Here is an 18,467-nt window from a genome sequence, read left to right as displayed (position 1 = left end):
AGGCGGCCGTCCAGGACGTACACGTGCGCATTCGCCACCGGGGCACCGATCGGCGGAGCCGTGGTCACGTCCCGAGCCACCACACCGGTGGTGACCATGACGGTCGCCTCGGTAGGCCCGTAGGTATTCACCAGCGTGCGGTTCTGCGCCCAGGCCTGGGCCACCGGCTGGGTCAGCCGTTCCGCGCCCAGCAGCAGGGTCTGAATGCCGGGCACGTCGTCCGGGTTGAGGACTCCGAGCAGAGAGGGCACGACACTGGCCGCTCCTACCGCTTGCGCGCCGACCATCGAGGTCAAGGCCTCCGGGGCAGTGCGCTCGGCGCTGCTGGCCACCACCAGCGTGCCGCCCGACGCCAGCGTGACCGCCACATCCAGCACTGCCGCATCGAAGCTGAACGACGCGAACTGCAACACCCGTACACCCTGCTCAGCGCCCAGCACCGGAGACAGTGCGGCCACCATGCCCGTCACACCGTGATGCGCAACCTGCACACCCTTCGGCCGCCCCGTCGAACCGGACGTATAGATGACATACGCGAGCTGATCCGGCCGTACGGAGACTTCGGGCACCGTGGACGGCAACCCCTCGGTCACAGTCGGATCGTCCAGCCACACCACCGACTCCACCAGCAGCCCTTCAACCACCTCGGCCACCGAGCTGTGTCCGATCAGCACCCTCGCACCGCTGTCGGCGAGCATGAACTCCAGCCGCTCGACGGGGTATTCGGGATCCAGTGGCAGATAGGCCGCGCCCGCCTGCCACACCGCGACCATCGCCACGACCATGTCGACGCCACGCGGCAGGCACAGCCCCACCACCGACTCAGCGCCGACTCCGAGCCTCCGAAGACGATGTGCCAACCGATTCGCCCGCGCCATCAGGCCGCCATACGTCAGCACCTCACCATCGGCCACCACAGCCACCGCGTCCGGGCCGACGTGTGCCTGATCCGCGATCAGCTCATGCACTCCGCCCACACCCGGCAGATCCGCAACGGACCCGTTCCACTCCTCGACCACCCGCCGCCGCTCACCCTCACCAAGCACCGGCAGTTCGCCAACACGCCGCCCCGCATCCTCCGGAATGCTCCCCAGCAGGTTGACGACATGCCCCACCAGCCGGTCCACCGTCGCGGCGTCGAACAGCGCGGTGCTGTACTCGATCTGCCCCGAGAGTCCCCCGCCCTTCCTGTCGCCGAGACGCAGCGCCAGGTCGAACTGGACCGTGCGGGAGACGTGCGCGAAAGGCTCCCCGGACGGCCCGTCCGCCTCCGGAGCTCCCCCTGTGTCGTAGCTGAAGAACGCCTGGAACAACGGCGTGCGGGACCGGTCCCGCTCGGTGACCAGCTCATCGACCAGTTGCTCGAACGGCACGTCCTGATGCGCGTACGCACCCAACGCCGTCTCCCGCACCCGCCCCAGCAACTCCGTGAACGACGGATCACCCGTCAGATCGGTCCGCAACACCAGCGTATTGACGAAGAACCCGATCAGACCCTCCGTCTCGGCACGATTCCGGTTCGCCACCGGCGTGCCCACCACCACATCCTCCGACCCCGCATACCGCCCCACCAGCACATCGAAGGCAGCCAGCAGCGTCATGAACATCGTGGAGCCGTGTGAACGCGAGAGGGCCCGCAGTGCTTCGGCCGTCCCCTCCGGGACGGTGAACGCGGCCATGGCTCCCGCCGAGGTCCGGTTCGGCGGGTGCGGCCGGTCCGTGGGCAGCTCCAGTACCGGAGAGTCGGCCAACGTGTCGCGCCAGTAAGCGAGTTGCCCGTCCAGCACATCTCCGGTCAGCCACTCCCGTTGCCAGACCGCGAAGTCCGCGTACTGCACCGGCAGCGGCGGCAGCGGATCCTGCTCACCCGCGCGGAACGCCTCGTACAAGGCGGCCAGTTCACGCTGGAAGATCCGCTCCGACCATTCGTCGGTGACGATGTGGTGCATCGCGAGTGCCAGTACGTGTTCGTCGGACGCGAGCCGGATCAGGGTGGCGCGGACGAGGGGTCCGTCGGTGAGGTCGAAGGGGGTTGCGGCGTCAGCCGTCATCAGGGCCTGTGCGGTCGCGACCGGGTCGACGGCGTCGGTCACGTCGACGACAGGGAGCGGGAAGGGGGTGGGCGGGTCGATGATCTGATGCGGTACACCGTGTGTGTCCGCCACCAGTCGGGTCCGCAGGACTTCGTGGCGCGCGACGACCGCGCTCAGTGCCGCACCGAGGATCGCCACGTCCAGGTCTCCGGACCAGGGCAGAGGGGACGGCAGGACATAGCCCGTGGCGCCCGGGTCCAACTGGTCGAGGAACCAGAGCCTTTGCTGGGCGAATGACAGCGACAGCTCTTTGTGGCCGTTCCTGTCGACCGGGGTGATCGCCGGCGCGGTGACTCCCGTTCCGAAGCCGTCGACTCCCTTGCCCGAGGCGTCGATCGCCGCGGCCAGGCCGCGCACCGTGGGCCGGTCGAACAGCGCCGACAGCGGCACCTCGACCCCGAACACCTCGCGGACGCGGGAGACCACCTGGGTGGCGAGCAGTGAGTGGCCGCCGATCCCGAAGAAGTCGTCGGCAACGCCGATCGTGTCCGCTCCGAGGACATGCGCCCAGATCTCCGCGAGCAGTTCTTCCGTCGCGCCCGAGGGAGCCACGTATGCGTGTGTGTCGGAGGGGGTGGCGGCCGGATCGGGTTGCGGGAGCGCGGCGCGGTCGAGCTTTCCGTTGCGGGTGAGGGGCAGTTCGGTGAGTTCGGTGAAGGCGGCGGGGACCATGAAGTCGGGCAGGCTCTGCCGTAGGAGGTCGCGCAGTTCGGCCACCGCGGGGATGCCTTCGGCCGGGTCGGCGGGGACCAGGTGTGCCACCAGGCGGCGGTCCGTGCCGTCCCCGAACGCCGTCACGACTGCGGACCTGATTCCGGCGTGGGCAGCGAGAACGGCCTCGATCTCGCCGGGCTCGATGCGGACGCCACGTACCTTGATCTGCTGGTCGGCGCGGCCGAGGAACTCCAGTTGCCCGCTCGCCGGCCAGCGGACCCGGTCGCCGGAGCGGTACATCCGGGAGCCGTCTCCCGCGAACGGGTCGGCGACGAAGCGCTCGGCGGTCAGTGCGGGACGGCCGCCGTAGCCGCGCGCGACGCCCGCGCCACCGATGAAGAGCTCCCCCGGGACGCCGATCGGCACCGGCTTGGACCGGGCGTCGAGCACGTACACCTTTGTCTCCGCGATCGGCAGTCCGATCGGCGGTACGGACGATGTCACCGGCTGCCGCAGGAGGCCGGCGACACTGGTGATGGTCGCCTCGGTCGGTCCGTACACGTTGTAGACGGGTACCGAGGTGTGTGTGAACCACTCGGCGAGTGTCCGTGCGGGCATCGCCTCGCCGCCCATGATGAGCAGGCGGAAGTCCGGTCCCAGGGTGCCTTGTTCCGCAAGGCCGGGGATGAGCATCTCCCACAGCGCGGGGGTGATGTCGACCGAGGTCACGGCCTGTTCACGGATCTCGCGCAGTACGCGTTCCGGGGTCCACTGCTCCGCTCCGCCCAGCACCAGCCGTCCGCCGTGCACCAGGGTGGCGAAGAGCTGCTCCTGTGCGGCGTCGAAGGTGAGGGGCCCCAGCTGGAGTGTGACGTCCGTCGGGGTCAGTTCGTAGCGGCGGCCCATCTCCTGAAGTTCCCGGCTCCATGAACTGTGCTGGACCAGCACGCCCTTGGGGGTACCGGTGGAGCCGGAGGTGAAGATGACGTACGCCAGGTTCTGCGCGGTGACACCGGTCCTCGGGCTGTCGATGTCGTACGTGGCGATCGTCGGCCAGTCGCTGTCGATGAGCAGCTTCGGGGCTGGAACGGGCTCCAGTCGCTCCGCGGACGTGGCCTGGGTGATGAGCAGCGAGGCACCGGACGACTCGATCATGCGGGCAAGTCGCTGGACGGGCTGGCCGGCGTCGAGGGGCAGGTACGCCGCGCCGGCCTTCATGATGCCGAGCAGCGCGACGAGGACCTCCGGTCCGCGCGCCAGGCACACGCCGACGACGTCCTCGCGGCCGATACCCAACGCCCCTATGTGTCGCGCTAGTTGGTTGGCGTCCATGTTCAGTCGGCCGTACGTGAGGTGGTTGCCGTCTTGCAGGACGGCGACGGCGTCGGGGGTGCGGTGCGCCTGCTCCTCGAAGAGCGTGTGAACGGGTCGCTCTTCCGTATGTGTCTCCGCTCCCGTGCCGAGGGCGCGCAGCGTGTCGTGCTCGGCTTCGGAGAGCAGGTCCAGCGAGCCGATCCGGCGCGCGGGGTCCAGCACGGACCGCAGGACGACGACCAGGTGATCGGCCATCCGTCGCACCGTGGCCGCGTCGAACAGCGCTGTGCTGTACTCGAATTCACCGGTCAGCGCTCCGTCACCGGTGTCCCTGAAGGTCAGCGCGAGATCGGAGAGGGCGAGGTCGCGCGACATCGCCACCTCGGTGCGGTGAGCGTCTTGAGCCTCGTCCGGACCGTGACGGTCCGGGTTGTGACGCTCGGGACCGCGACGGTCTGGACCGTGGCGGTCTGGACCGTGGCGGTCTGGACCGTGGCGGTCTGGAGTGCGACCGTCCGGGCCGTCACGAAGGCTTGCGTCGGCGCCGTGCGCGTCCGGCGCGGTGCCTCCCGCCTCCCCGCCGTCCCGCACGTAGTTGAAGTACACCTGGAACAGGGCTGTGCGAGAGCGGTCGCGGTCGGTGACCAGGTCGTCGACGAGCTGCTCGAAGGGCAGGTCCTGGTGCGCGTACGCATCGAGCGCCATGTCCCGTACACGACCGAGGAGTTCGGTGAACGTCGGGTCGCCGGAGAGGTCGGTGCGCAGCACAAGCGTGTTGACGAAGAAGCCGATCAGGGCCTCGGTCTCGGCGCGGTTCCGGTTCGCGACCGCCGTACCGACCGCGATGTCGTCGGAGTCGCAGTAGCGTCCCAGGAAAACATCGAAGGCGGCCAGCAGCGTCATGAACATCGTGGAGCCGTGCTCACGCGACAGCGCCCGCAGCTCCTGAGCGGTCTCTGCCGGAACCGTGAACTGCGCCGTCGCCCCGACCGACGAACGGATCGGCGGCCTGGCCCGGTCGAGCGGCAGCTCCAGCTCCGTCGGACCCGCCAACTGGTCCTGCCAGTAAGCGAGCTGCCCCTCCAACACCTCTCCGGTCAGCCATTCCCGCTGCCAGACCGCGAAGTCCGCGTACTGCACCGGCAGCGGCGGCAACGGATCCGGCTCACCCGCGCGGAACGCCTCGTAGAGCGTCGCCACCTCCTGGCCGAGGATCCGCGCCGACCACTCGTCGGAGACGATGTGGTGCATGGCCAGCGCCAGTACGTGCTCGCCGAGCCCCAGCCGGATCAGCGCGGCGCGCAACAACGGCCCGGCCTCAAGGTCGAACGACTCCGCCATGTCCTGCGTGACCAGCCGCTCGGCCTCACCCAGCGGATCGTCGCTGCCGGACACGTCGATCACCGGCAGGGGATACGGCGCCGACGCGTCGATCACCTGGTACGCCACGCCGTCCGCGCCGGCCACCAGACGAGTCCGCAGCACCTCGTGCCGCGCCACCACGGCGTCCAGTGCGGCGCCGAGTGCGGCGACGTCCAGCACACCGTCCAGACGGACGGGCAGCGCGACGTTGTACTCCGTCGAGCCGGGGTCCAGCTGATTCAGGAACCAGAGCCGCTGCTGAGCGAACGACAGAGGCAGCGGCCGACTCCGGTCCGTCGCCGTCACCGGCGGTACGCCCCCTTGCGACGCGCCTTCCACCGCCGCGGCCAGCGCCCGTACGGTCCGCCGGTCGAACAGGGTCGCGAGCGGCAGCTCGACGCCGAACACTTCCCTGATCCGCGACATCACCTGCGTGGCCAGCAACGAGTGGCCACCCAGATCGAAGAATCCGTCGGTGACGCCGACCCGCCGCACACCGAGCACCTGCGCCCAGATTCCCGCGAGCAGCTCCTCGGTCTCACCGGCCGGAGCCACGAAGCCCTCCAGCTCCGGAGCGGCGGAGGGGTCGGGGTCGGGAAGCGCGGAGTGGTCGAGTTTGCCGTTGGGGGTGAGCGGCAGTGCGGCGAGTTCGATGAAGGTCGCCGGGATCATGAAGGCCGGGAGCCGCGAGCCGGCGAAGGTGCGCAGGTCGGGGGTGGAGGGGAGGCCGTCCGCCTGGTCGGCGGGGACCAGGTAGGCAACGAGTTTGCGGTCCTCGGTGTCGCCGAAGGCCGCGACGACGGCGGTACGGATCTGCGGGTGGGTGGTCAGGACCGCTTCGATCTCGCCCGGTTCGATACGGAAGCCGCGGACCTTGACCTGGTCGTCGGCTCGCCCGATGAAGTCGAGGGTGCCGTCGGCGAGCCAGCGGGCCCGGTCACCCGAGCGGTACATCCGAGTGCCGTCCGCCGTGAAGGGATCGGGCAGGAAGCGTTCGGCGGTCAGGGCGGGCTGGGCGCGGTAGCCGCGGGTCACCTGCGGACCGGCGATGAACACTTCACCGGTCACCCCGACGGGGACGGGGTTGAGGCGGGCGTCCAGGACGTACAGGCGGGCGTTCGCGACCGGGGCACCGATCGGCGGAGCTTCGTGTACGTCCGGGGAGACTGTGCCGGAGGTGACCATGACGGTCGCCTCGGTGGGACCGTAGGTGTTCACCAGCGTGCGGCCCGTTGCCCAAGCCTGAGCCACCGGCTGGGTGAGCCGTTCCGCGCCCAGCAGCAGGGTCTGTATGCCGGGGACCTTGTCCGGGTTCAGGACGCCCAGCAGGGAGGGCACGACACTGGCCGCTCCTACCGCTTGCGCGCCGATCATCGAGGTCAGCGCTTCCGGGGCGGTGCGCTCGGCACTGCTCGCCACCACCAGCGTGCCGCCCGAGGCCAGCGTGACCGCCACATCGAGCACCGCCGCGTCGAAGCTGAACGAGGCGAACTGCAGCACCCGTACACCCGGCTCAGCGGCCAGCACCGGAGACAGTCCGGTCACCATGCCCGTCACGCTGCGGTGCGCGACCTGCACACCCTTCGGCCGGCCCGTCGAGCCGGACGTGTAGATGACGTATGCCAGCTGATCCGGTTGTACGGCGGTTGCGGGTGCCGTGGACGGCAGCCCTTCGGTGACGGACGGGTCATCCAGCCATATCACCGACTCCACCGGAAGTCCTCCGGCCACCTCGGCAACCTCGGCCACCGACCGGTGTCCGATCAGCACCTTCGCCCCGCTGTCGCCGAGCATGAACTCCAACCGTTCGACGGGGTATTCGGGATCCAGTGGCAGATAGGCGCCGCCCGCCTGCCACACCGCCAGCATCGCCACGACCATGTCGACGCCACGCGGCAGGCACAGCCCCACCACCGACTCGGCGCCGACTCCGAGCGCCCGCAGGTGATGCGCCAGCCGGTTCGCCCGCGCCATCAGGCCGCCATACGTAAGCGCCTCACCGTTCGCGACCACAGCCACCGCGTCCGGGCGGACGTGTGCCTGATCCGCGATCAGCTCATGCACCCCGCCCACACCCGGCAGAGCCGCAACCGCACCACCCCACTGCCGCAGCAGCAGATCGCGTTCGTCAGCCCCCACCACGGCCAGGTCACCGACACGCGGATCCGCATCCACATCCGTGGCAACAGCCTCCAACACCGCGACGAGATGCCCCGCCAACCGCTCCACCGTCGCCGCGTCGAACCGGGATCGGTCGTAGGACAGACGCAGCACGAGTTCGTGGGCCGAGCTGACGGCCACGGAGAGGGGGTAGTTCGCCTGCTCACGCATGTGGTTGAACCCGGCGTTGAGGCCGCTGTCGGCCGATTCGGCCTGCCCCTCCTCCAGTTCCTGGACCGGGTAGTTCTCGAAGACGAAGAGGGTGTTGAACAGAGCCTGCCCCGGCGGGAGTTCACTGGCCTCAGCAATCGTCACCAACGGCGTGTGCTCATACCCACGCGCCCGCACCTGCTCATCCTGCAACCCCGCCAACCACTCCACCACCGGCCGATCCCGCTCCACCCGCACCCGCACCGGCGTCGTATTCAGCAACAGACCCACCATCGAGTCCATCCCGTCAATCTGGCCACCACGACCCGACGACGTCACACCGAACACCACATCATCCGAACCCGCATACACAGAGAGCACCAACGCCCACGCACCCTGCACCACCGTGTTCAACGTCAACCGATGCCGCCGCGCAAACCCCGCCAGACCCCCACCCGCCACCACCGACGGCAACCCCACATGCAAATCCTCCGACCCCACCTCCCCCGTCACCCGCTCCACACCCAACACCGTCGGCTCCACAAACCCCGCCAGCCGCTCACCCCAAAACCCACGCGCCTCCACCAGATCCTGACCCGCCACCCACCCCGCAAAATCCCGGAACGGCGCACGCACCTGGAGTTGGGGCCGCCCACCCGCACGGAACGCGTGATACGCCTCCAGCACCTCCCCCAGCACAATCGGCACACTCCACCCATCCAGCAGAAGATGGTGATAACTCCACACCAGCTGATGACGGCCCTCCGCCAACCGGATCAACACCAGACGCACCAGCGTGGGAGCCGAAAAATCAGGACCCCGCTCCCAGTCCGCAGCCAGGAAATCATCCACCCGCCGCCGGCACACATCCCCCTCCAGATGCGAGAAGTCCAGCACCTCCAACGGCACCGGCACCGACCGCGACACCACCGCCAACGGCTGCGGAACCCCCTCCCACACCACCGCACTGCGCAACACCTCATGCCGCGCAAACACCAACTCCCACGCCCGCCTCAAAGCACCAAGATCAAGCACACCCTCCAACAGCAGACCGTTCTGCACCCAGTACATCCCCGCATCCGCAGACAACTGACTGTGAAACACCATCCCCTGCTGCAACGCCGTCAACGGATACACCTCATCAATCACCGCCCCCACACAACGGGCGACAACACCATCCAACGCAACCTGATCCAACCCAGCCAACGGGAAATCCGACGGCGTATACCCACCCACCCCAGAACGGCAGCAGTACTCGATCAAATCAGCGAGGACATCCACATACCGCTCCGCCAACCCCCGCACCGTCGCCTCCCCATACACCTCACCCCCATACGTCCACACCATCTCCAAACGACCACCCACCACCTGACTGTTCACCTCGATCAGGTACGATCGTTCGGCTTGCGGCGACTGGAACGCCCCCAATGTTCCGGGCAGTTGGACGAAGAGGCCGCGCCGCTCTCCAGTCGTGCGTTCGGCTCGTGGACCAGCACCATCTGCAGGCGATTGGGTGGACTGGCCGAGGTAATTGAAAGAGACCTCGGCGGCGGAGCCCGTACTCGGGGTCCAGTCCGTGAGGTGCCGGAGCAGCCCGTACCCCAGGCCCTTCCGCGGGACTGCCCTCAGGTTCTCCTTCGTGCGCCGAAGCAGCGCACCCAGATCACTGTCTTCCACGCCGCGCAGCGCAACCGGATGCACACTCGTGAACCAACCCACCGTCCGCGAGACGTCAACGTCGGCGCCCACGTCCTCGCGGCCGTGGCCCTCCACATCCACCACGACCGAGGACGACCCGGTCCACTCCGTGAACACCGCACCCAGCGCACTCAGCAACACATCATTGATCTGCGTCCGGAACGCACTGGGCACATCACGCAGCAGACGCTCCGTCCGCCCCGCGTCCAGAGCCACCGACACCCGCCGGGCCGCCGCGACCGTGTTCGCACCCCCGTACTCACGCGGCAACAACTCCGCCGCAGCCTCCACCTCCCGCCAGTGAGCCGCCTCGCCCGCAACCTCCGGCGACACCGCCAGCTCGCCAAGCCGCCGCGCCCAACCGAGGTACGAGGACGTCTTCGGCGGGAACTCCACCCGCACGACACCACGCTCTGCCTGCACATACGCCGACGCCAGATCCTCCAGCAGCACAGGCCAGGAAACGGTGTCCACGACCAGGTGATGGACAACCACCAGAAGCAGCTGGCCTCGCTCGCCCAGATCGAAGAGTGCCACCCGCAGCAGGGGGCCCTCAGCCAGATCGAGTCCCGCCTGCACCTCCGAGGCGCGCGCCTCCAGGAAGGCCGGTTCCTCCGCGGCCTCCACATCAGCGGCATCGATGACCGACACCAGGTCTGCCGGTTCCGCGGCCGCCACACGACCGACCCACTCCCCGCCCTCCCGCACAAAACGGGAACGCAAGGCGTCATGCTGCTCCACCACGGCCTGTGCGGCGACCCGCAGCACGTCCGCGTCCACCTCAGCGGTCGCCTGCAACACCACCGACTGGTTGAAATGCCAAGGCTCCGGCTGCTCACGTTCCAGGAACCAGCGCTGGACAGGCGTCAGCGGGAACTCTCCGACCACCAGACCCTGTTCGGCATCCGTCGTGCTCTCACTCGAAGCCACCGGCGCCAGGCCAGCCACCGTCTGATGGTCGAACAACTGCGCCACGGTCACGTGAATGCCGAGCTCCCGGGCCTGAGCCACCACCCGGATACTGCTGATCGAATCGCCGCCGAGTTCGAAGAAGTTGTCCTCGACCCCGACCTGTTCCACACCCAGGACCTGCGCCCACACCCCGGCCAGAACCTGCTCGACCTCTGTACGGGGTGCCACATACTCCCCCGCCGAAGACAGACGTTCCCCGTCGGGTTGCGGCAGAGCTGCCCGATCCAGTTTGCCGTTGGGGGTGAGAGGCAGCGCGGCCAGTTCCATGAACACGGCCGGGACCATGAAGGCCGGCAGACTCCGCTGGACGTGGTCCCGCAGGTCGCTGACCGCCGGGATGCCCTCCCCCGCGTCCTCCGGGACGAGGTAGGCCACAAGTTTGCGGTCCTCGGTGTCGCCGAACGCCGTCACCACCGCCGTGCGGACCTGCGGGTGGGCGGCGAGAACGGCTTCGATCTCGCCGGGTTCGATACGGAAGCCGCGGACCTTGACCTGGTCATCCGCCCGCCCGACGAAGTCCAACTGCCCGTCGGCGAGCCAACGGGCCCGGTCACCCGAGCGGTACATCCGGGAGCCGTCGGCCGTGAAGGGATCGGGCAGGAAGCGCTCGGCAGACAGGGCGGGCTGGGCGCGGTAGCCGCGGGCCACCTGCGGACCCGCGATGAACACCTCCCCCGCCACCCCGACCGGGACGGGGTTGAGACGGGCGTCCAGGACATACAGGCGGGCGTTCGCGACCGGGGCACCGATCGGCGGAGCCACAGTCACGTCCGGGGAGACCGCGCCCGTGGTCACCATGACGGTCGCCTCGGTGGGGCCGTAGGTGTTCACCAGCGTGCGGTTCTGTGCCCAGGCCTGGGCCACCGGCTGGGTGAGCCGTTCCGCTCCCAGCAGCAGAGTCTCGATGCCCGGGACCTCGTCCGGGTTCAGGACTCCGAGCAGGGAGGGCACTACGCTCGCCGCGCCCACCGCCTGCGCGCCTATCATCCCGGTCAACATCTCCGGGGCGGTGCGCTCATTGCTGCTGGCCACCACCAGGGTGGCGCCCGAGGCCAGCGTGACCGCCACATCGAGTACCGCCGCGTCGAAGCTGAACGACGCGAACTGCAACACCCGCACCCCCGGCTCAGCGGCCAGCACCGGAGACAGTCCGGTGACCATGCCCGTCACGCTGCGGTGCGCGACCTGCACACCCTTCGGCTGGCCCGTCGAGCCGGACGTGTAGATGACGTACGCCAGCTGATCCGGTTGTACGGCGGTTGCGGGTGCCGTGGACGGCAGACCCTCGGTGACAGCCGGGTCATCCAGCCACACCACCGACTCCACCGGAAGTCCTCCGGCCACCTCGGCCACCGACCGGTGTCCGATCAGCACCTTCGCCCCGCTGTCAGCGAGCATGAACTCCAGCCGCTCGACCGGGTATTCGGGATCCAGCGGCAGATAGGCGCCACCCGCCTGCCACACCGCCACCATCGCCACGACCATGTCGACGCCACGCGGCAAGCACAGCCCCACCACCGACTCAGCGCCGACTCCGAGCCTCCGAAGACGATGCGCCAGCCGATTCGCCCGCGCCATCAGGCCGCCATACGTCAGCACCACACCATCCGCCACCACAGCCACCGCATCCGGACCGGACACCGCCCGCCCTGCGATCAGCTCATGCACCCCACCCACACCCGGCAACGGCTCGACGGACCCGTTCCACTCCTCGACCACCCGCCGCCGCTCACCCGCACCAAGCACAGGCAGCTCACCGACACGCCGCCCCGTATCCTCCGCGACCGCACTCAGCAATACCCCGAGATGCTCAGCGAGCCTCCCGATCGTCACCGCGTCGAACAGCGCGGTGCTGTACTCGATCGTCGCGGTCAGAGCGCCATCGCTGCTGTCGCCCAGCGTCACCGCCAGGTCGAACTTCACCGGAAGGCCACTGGACCCCGTGTCGCCACTGGACCCCGTGTCGCCACTGGACTCCGTGTCACCGCTGGACTCCGTGTCGCCACTGGACCCCGTGTCACCGCTCTCCCCGGCGACGTAGCTGAAGAGAACTTGGAACAGTGGATTGCGCGACCGGTCCCGCTCTGTGACCAGCTCATCCACCAGCTGCTCGAACGGCACGTCCTGATGCGCGTACGCACCCAACGCCGTCTCCCGCACCCGCCCCAGCAACTCCGTGAACGACGGATCACCCGACAGATCGGTCCGCAACACCAGCGTGTTGACGAAGAACCCGATCAGATCCTCCGTCTCGGCACGGTTCCGGTTCGCCACCGGCGTGCCCACCACCACATCCTCCGAACCCGCATACCGCCCCACCAGCACGTCGAAGGCAGCCAGCAGCGTCATGAACATCGACACGCCGCATTCCCTCGACAGCGCCCGCAGTGCCTCCGCGGTCTCACGCGCGATGCGGAACCCCGCCACCGCCCCCGCTGAGGACCGCACTGCCGGGCGAGCCCGGTCAGTCGGCAGTTCCATAATCGGGAGGTTCGCCAACTGTGCGCGCCAGTAAGTGAGTTGTGCCTCCAGTACTTCGCCGGCCAGCCATTCCCGCTGCCAGACCGCGAAGTCCGCGTACTGCACCGGCAGTGGCGGCAACGGATCCGGCCCACCCGCGCGGAACGCCTCGTAACAGGCGGTGAGTTCGCGGCGCAGGATCAGCCTCGACCACTCGTCGGAGACGACGTGGTGCATCGCGAGCGCCAGTACGTGTTCGTCCGTGGCGACCCGGATCAGTGTGGCGCGGATCAGTGATCCGGCCGCCAGGTCGAAGGGGGTGACCGCGTCGGCGAGTACCAGTTCGCGGGCGGCGGCCATGGGCTCGATGCCGTCGGACACGTCGACGACGGTCAGCGGGAAGGGCTCGGACGGATCGATCACCTGGTGCGGTACGCCGTCGGTGTCCACCACGAGCCGGGTCCGCAGGACTTCGTGGCGGGCCACGACCGCGCTCAGGGCCCTTCCCAGGGCCTCCACGTCCAGGTCGCCGGGCAGCGGCAGGGGCGTGGGTACGTTGTACTCGGCGGAGCCGGGTTCCATCTGGTCGAGGAACCAGAGCCGTTGCTGGGCGAACGACAGCGGCAGTTCCTGGTCCCGGCCGACCGTCACGATCGGTGGTGCCGAGGCCTGCGGCGCGGCGGTCTCGACCAGTGCCGCGAGGGCACGCACGGTCGGGTGGTCGAAGAGCGCGGCCAGGGGTATTTCCGCCCCGAACACTTCCCTGACTCGGGAGACCACCTGGGTGGCCAGGAGTGACTGGCCGCCCAGTTCGAAGAAGTCCTCGGTCGCGCCGACCCGGTCCAGGCCGAGGACCTGGGCCCAGACTCCGGCGAGGAGTTCTTCCGTCACGCTCGACGGTGCCACATAGCCCGTGAGGTGCCGGCGGGCCGCGTCGGGGGCCGGGAGTGCGGCCCGGTCGAGCTTTCCGTTCGCGGTCAGGGGCAGCGCGGCCAGTTCGGTGAAGACCGAGGGGATCATGAAGGCCGGCAGGTGTTCGCCCGCGAAGGCACGCAGGTCGGTGACGGGCGGGATGCCCTCGGCCTGGTCGGCGGGCACGAGGTGGGCGACCAGTCTGCGGTCGGCGTCCTCGCCGTCCGTGGTCACCACCGCCGTCCGGATCGCCGGATGAGCTGCGAGGACCGCTTCGATCTCGCCGAGTTCGATCCGGTATCCGCGGACCTTGGTCTGCTGGTCGGCGCGGCCGAGGAACTCCAGCTGCCCGTCCGCCAGCCAACGCACCCGGTCGCCGGAGCGGTACATCCGAGAGCCGTCGCCGGCGAAGACGTCCGCCACGAAACGCTCGGCCGTCAGCCCGGCACGGCGGCCGTAGCCACGCGCGACACCGGTGCCGCCGATGAACAACTCGCCCGTCACCCCCACGGGAACAGGGTTCAGCCGCTCGTCCAGGACGTACGTCCGCGTGTTGTCGATCGGGGCGCCGATCGGCGGCGCGCCCTGGCCGTCCGGTTCGACGGTCGCGATGCTCGCGCAGACCGTCGTCTCCGTCGGACCGTACGCGTTCAGCAGCCGGTGCTCGGTCCGCCAGCCGGCGGCGGCGCCGGCCTCCAGCCGCTCCCCTGCCGTGACGAGCGTGCGCAGGCCCGTCAGGTCGCCGGGGTGCAGTACGGCCAGCAGTGACGGTGGCAATGTGGCCACCCGAACGCCGCGCCTCCGTACGAGCGTGGCCAAGGCTTCCGGCTCCGCGCGCTCCTCCGCCGTCGCCACGACCAGCGTGCCGCCGGCCGCGAGCGTCACACAGACCTCGGACACGGCGGCGTCGAAACCGAATGGGGCGAACTGCACCACCGCGTCCCCGGCCCCGACCCCGAACTCCCGTCCCTGGGCCCGCACCAGGTTGACGACACCGCCATGGGCGACCTGCACGCCCTTCGGCCGCCCCGTCGAACCCGACGTGTAGATCACATACGCCAACTGGTCCGGATGGACGGGCGCTTCGGGTGAGTCCGTCGGCATGGTGGCCAGCTGCGCGCGGTCCATCGGATCGTCCAGGACCACGGTCCGCAGCCGTCCCACCGGCAGCTCGTCGAGGACGTCGCTGGTGCCGACAAGTACCGTCGCCCGGCTGTCCGTGAGCATGAATCCGAGGCGCTCGACCGGATACTCCGGATCCAGGGGCAGGTACGCCCCGCCCGCCTGCCACACCCCCAGCATCGCCACGACCATGTCCACCCCACGCGGCAGGCACAGGCCCACGAGGGTGTCGGGGCCGACACCTGCGGTACGCAGATAGTGGCCGAGCTGGTTCGCCCGTGCCATCAACTCGCGGTAGGTCAGCGACACTTCGCCGAACAGGACCGCCTGAGCGTCCGGAGTCTCGGCCGCCCGTTCCGCGATCAGCCGGTGCACCCCGCCCACCGTGGGCAGTGCGCCCGTCGTGGGCAGTGCCGCGGCCGTGTCGTTCCAGTCGTGTACCAGGACGCCTCGTTCGGTGGCCGTCAGCATCGGCAGATCGCCGACATGCCGACCCGCGTCGTCGGCGACGGCGTCCAGGAGGGCGACCAGGTGCCGGGCCATTCGCTCCACCGTCGTCGCGTCGAACAACGCGGTGCTGTATTCGACGACCCCTGTCAGCTCACGGCCGCCGTCGGTGAACATCAGCCGCAGGTCGAATTTGGCGACCACATCGCCTTCGACACTGCCGAGCGACAGTCCGCTGTCGGCCGACCGCGTATCGCCCGCCTCACCGGTCCCGTCCTCGCGGACACCCCGACGCCCCGGCTCCCGGGCCTGCTCCCGTTCCCGGTGCTGCTGCCCGTCCTCGGTGAAGTAGTTGAACAGCACCTGGAACAGTGGACTGCGCGACCGGTCCCGTTCGGTGACAAGGGCATCGACCAGCTGCTCGAAGGGCAGGTCCTGGTGCGCGTACGCATCGAGCGCCATGTCCCTTACGTGGACGAGGAGTTCGTCGAAGGTCGGGTCGCCGGACAGATCGGTGCGCATCACCAGGGTGTTGATGAAGAAGCCGATCATGTGCTCGGTCTCGGCACGGTTCCGGTTCGCCACCGGCGTGCCCACGACCACGTCGTCCGTGTCCGCGTAGCGGCTGAGCAGCACGTTGAACGTCGCCAGCAGCGTCATGAACATCGTCGCGCCGCTGCGCCGGGAAAGCTCTCGCAGCACGTCCGCGGTCCGCGCCGGGACGGTGAAACGCGTCTGCGCGCCTGCCGGTGACCAGACGGGCGGCCGCGGCCGGTCCGTGGGCAGTTCGAGCAGCGGAGCGCCTGCCAACTTGGCGCGCCAGTACGCGAGTTGACCTTCCAGCACCTCGCCTTCCAGCCACTCCCGCTGCCACACGGCGAAGTCGGCGTACTGCACCGGCAACGGCGGCAACGGGTCCGGCTCGCCCGCGCGGAACGCCTCGTACAGGGCGGAGAGTTCGCGGTTGAAGACGCCCTTCGACCACTCGTCGAAGGCCACGTGATGCATGGACAGCGCCAGTACGTGCTCGTCCGGGGCCAGTCGGATGAGCAGGGCCCGGACCAGCGGGCCGGCCGCCAGGTCGAACGGGCGCGCGACGTCCGCCGCCATCAGCGCCCATGCCGCTGCCCCGAGATCCGCCTCGCCGGACACGTCGGCCACCGGGAGCGGGAGGGGCGCGGGCGGGTCGATCACCTGGCGCGGCACGCCGTCGACGCCGGCCACGAGCCTGGTCCGCAGGACTTCGTGGCGTGCCACGATCGTGTTCAGGGCGGCGTTGAGCGCCGCCACGTCCAACGTGCCGCCGAGGCGGACGGGCATGGGTACGTTGTATTCGGCCGAGCCGGGTTCGAGCTGGTCCAGGAACCACAGCCGCTGTTGCGCGAACGACAACGGCAGTTGCTCGGCCCGGTCCGCGACCCTCATCCGAGGCCCGGGACCGGTGTTCCCTTCGGTCCCGCGGGCGGCCAGCAGCGCGATGATCTCGTCGCGGAAGCCCTGCAGGCGGGCCCGCAGCTCGTCCGTGAGCACACCCTTGGGCGCGAACAACCTGAGCCGGCCGTCGACGACGCTGAAGCGGGCGCCTCTGCTCTCCAGCCCCTCCAGGAACTCCGCAGGGGACATGGTCATGAGGAAACCCCGTTCTCGTCAGACTCTGTGTCCTGTTCGCGGACATCCAGGCTCTGCAGTACTTCGGCTTCTGACATGTGCTCGATCTCGTACCAGATGCGCTCTTCGACGACGGCCGCGAGACCCCGGACGGTCGGTTGGTCGAACAGCGCGGCCAGCGGTATGTCGAGTTCGAAGAGTTCCCTGATCCGGGAGACGACCTGGGTGGCGAGCAGCGAGTGTCCACCCAGCTCGAAGAAGTTGTCCGTGGCCCCGACCCGGTCGACCCCCAGCAACTGCACCCACAGGCCCGCCAACACCTCCTCGGCGTCCCCGGACAGCTCCTCGAACTCGTCCAACTGAGGCCGTGCGCCGTCTGGTTCGGGCAGGGCGGAGCGGTCGAGTTTGCCGTTGGGGGTGAGGGGTAAGGTGGCCAGCTCGACGAACGCGGCCGGGACCATGAAGGCCGGCAGACTCCGCTGGACGTGGTCCCGCAAATCATTGACCGCCGGAATGCCCTGCGTCGCGTCCTCCGGGACGAGGTACGCCACGAGCCTACGGTCCTCGGTGTCACCGAAGGCCACGACGACGGCTGTGCGGATCTGGGGGTGGGTGGTGAGGACGGCTTCGATCTCGCCGGGTTCGATACGGAAGCCGCGGACCTTGACCTGGTCATCCGCCCGCCCGATGAAGTCGAGGGTGCCGTCGGCAAGCCAGCGGGCCCGGTCGCCCGAGCGGTACATACGGGTGCCGTCCCCAGTGAACGGGTCCGGCAGGAAACGCTCGGCAGACAGGACGGGCTGGGCACGGTAACCGCGGGCCACCTGCGGACCCGCGATGAACACCTCACCCGCCACCCCGACCGGGACCGGGTTGAGGCGGGCGTCCAGAACATACAGGCGGGCGTTCGCCACCGGGGCACCGATCGGCGGAGCCACAGCCACGTCCGGGGAGACCGCACCCGTGGTCACCATGACGGTCGCCTCGGTGGGACCGTAGGTGTTCACCAGCATGCGGTTCTGCGCCCAGGCCCGCGCCACCGGCTGCGTGAGCCGCTCCGCTCCCAGCAGCAGAGTCTGAATGCCGGGAACCTCGTCCGGGTTGAGGACTCCCAGCAGGGAGGGCACCACACTGGCCGCTCCGACCGCCTGCGCGCCGATCATCGAGGTCAGTGCCTCCGGGGCGGTGCGCTCACTGCTGCTCGCCACCACCAGCGTGCCGCCCGAGGCCAGCGTCACCGCCACGTCCAGCACCGCCGCGTCGAAGCTGAACGACGCGAACTGCAGCACCCGCACACCCGGCCCGGCACCCAGCACCGGAGACAGTCCGGTCACCATGCCCGTCACACCGTGATGCGCGACCTGCACACCCTTCGGCCGCCCCGTCGAACCGGACGTGTAAATCACATACGCGAGCTGATCCGGCTGTACGGAGACTTCGGGCGCCGCAGCCGGCAGACCCTCGGTGACAGCCGGGTCATCCAGCCACACCACCGACTCCACCGGGAGCCCCCCG

At 69.3% G+C, this 18,467-nt stretch carries 2 protein-coding genes (both cut by a window edge); both read right to left on the bottom strand.

Going from position 1 to position 18,467, the window contains the following annotated elements:
* Nucleotides 1–16,973 carry the 5' portion of a non-ribosomal peptide synthase/polyketide synthase gene (locus OHS59_RS38020; protein WP_328497864.1) on the bottom strand. 8,137 nt of this gene lie to the left of the window's left edge, so 16,973 of the gene's 25,110 nt are visible here — the first part of the coding sequence; its start codon is at nucleotides 16,971–16,973; the stop codon falls past the left edge of the window.
* Nucleotides 16,970–18,467: the final stretch of a non-ribosomal peptide synthetase gene (locus OHS59_RS38015; protein ID WP_328497863.1), read on the bottom strand. The gene runs 5,084 nt beyond the window's last position; the window shows 1,498 of its 6,582 coding nt (coding positions 5,085–6,582); the start codon falls outside the window, past its right edge — the gene reads right to left on this strand; it ends in the stop codon at nucleotides 16,970–16,972. The genes OHS59_RS38020 and OHS59_RS38015 overlap by 4 nt, the downstream gene beginning before the upstream one ends.

The organism is Streptomyces sp. NBC_00414 (assembly GCF_036038375.1).
Lineage (GTDB): Bacteria > Actinomycetota > Actinomycetes > Streptomycetales > Streptomycetaceae > Streptomyces.
Note: the sequence above shows the minus strand (reverse complement) of the source record. Positions and strands in the feature narration are given on the sequence as shown.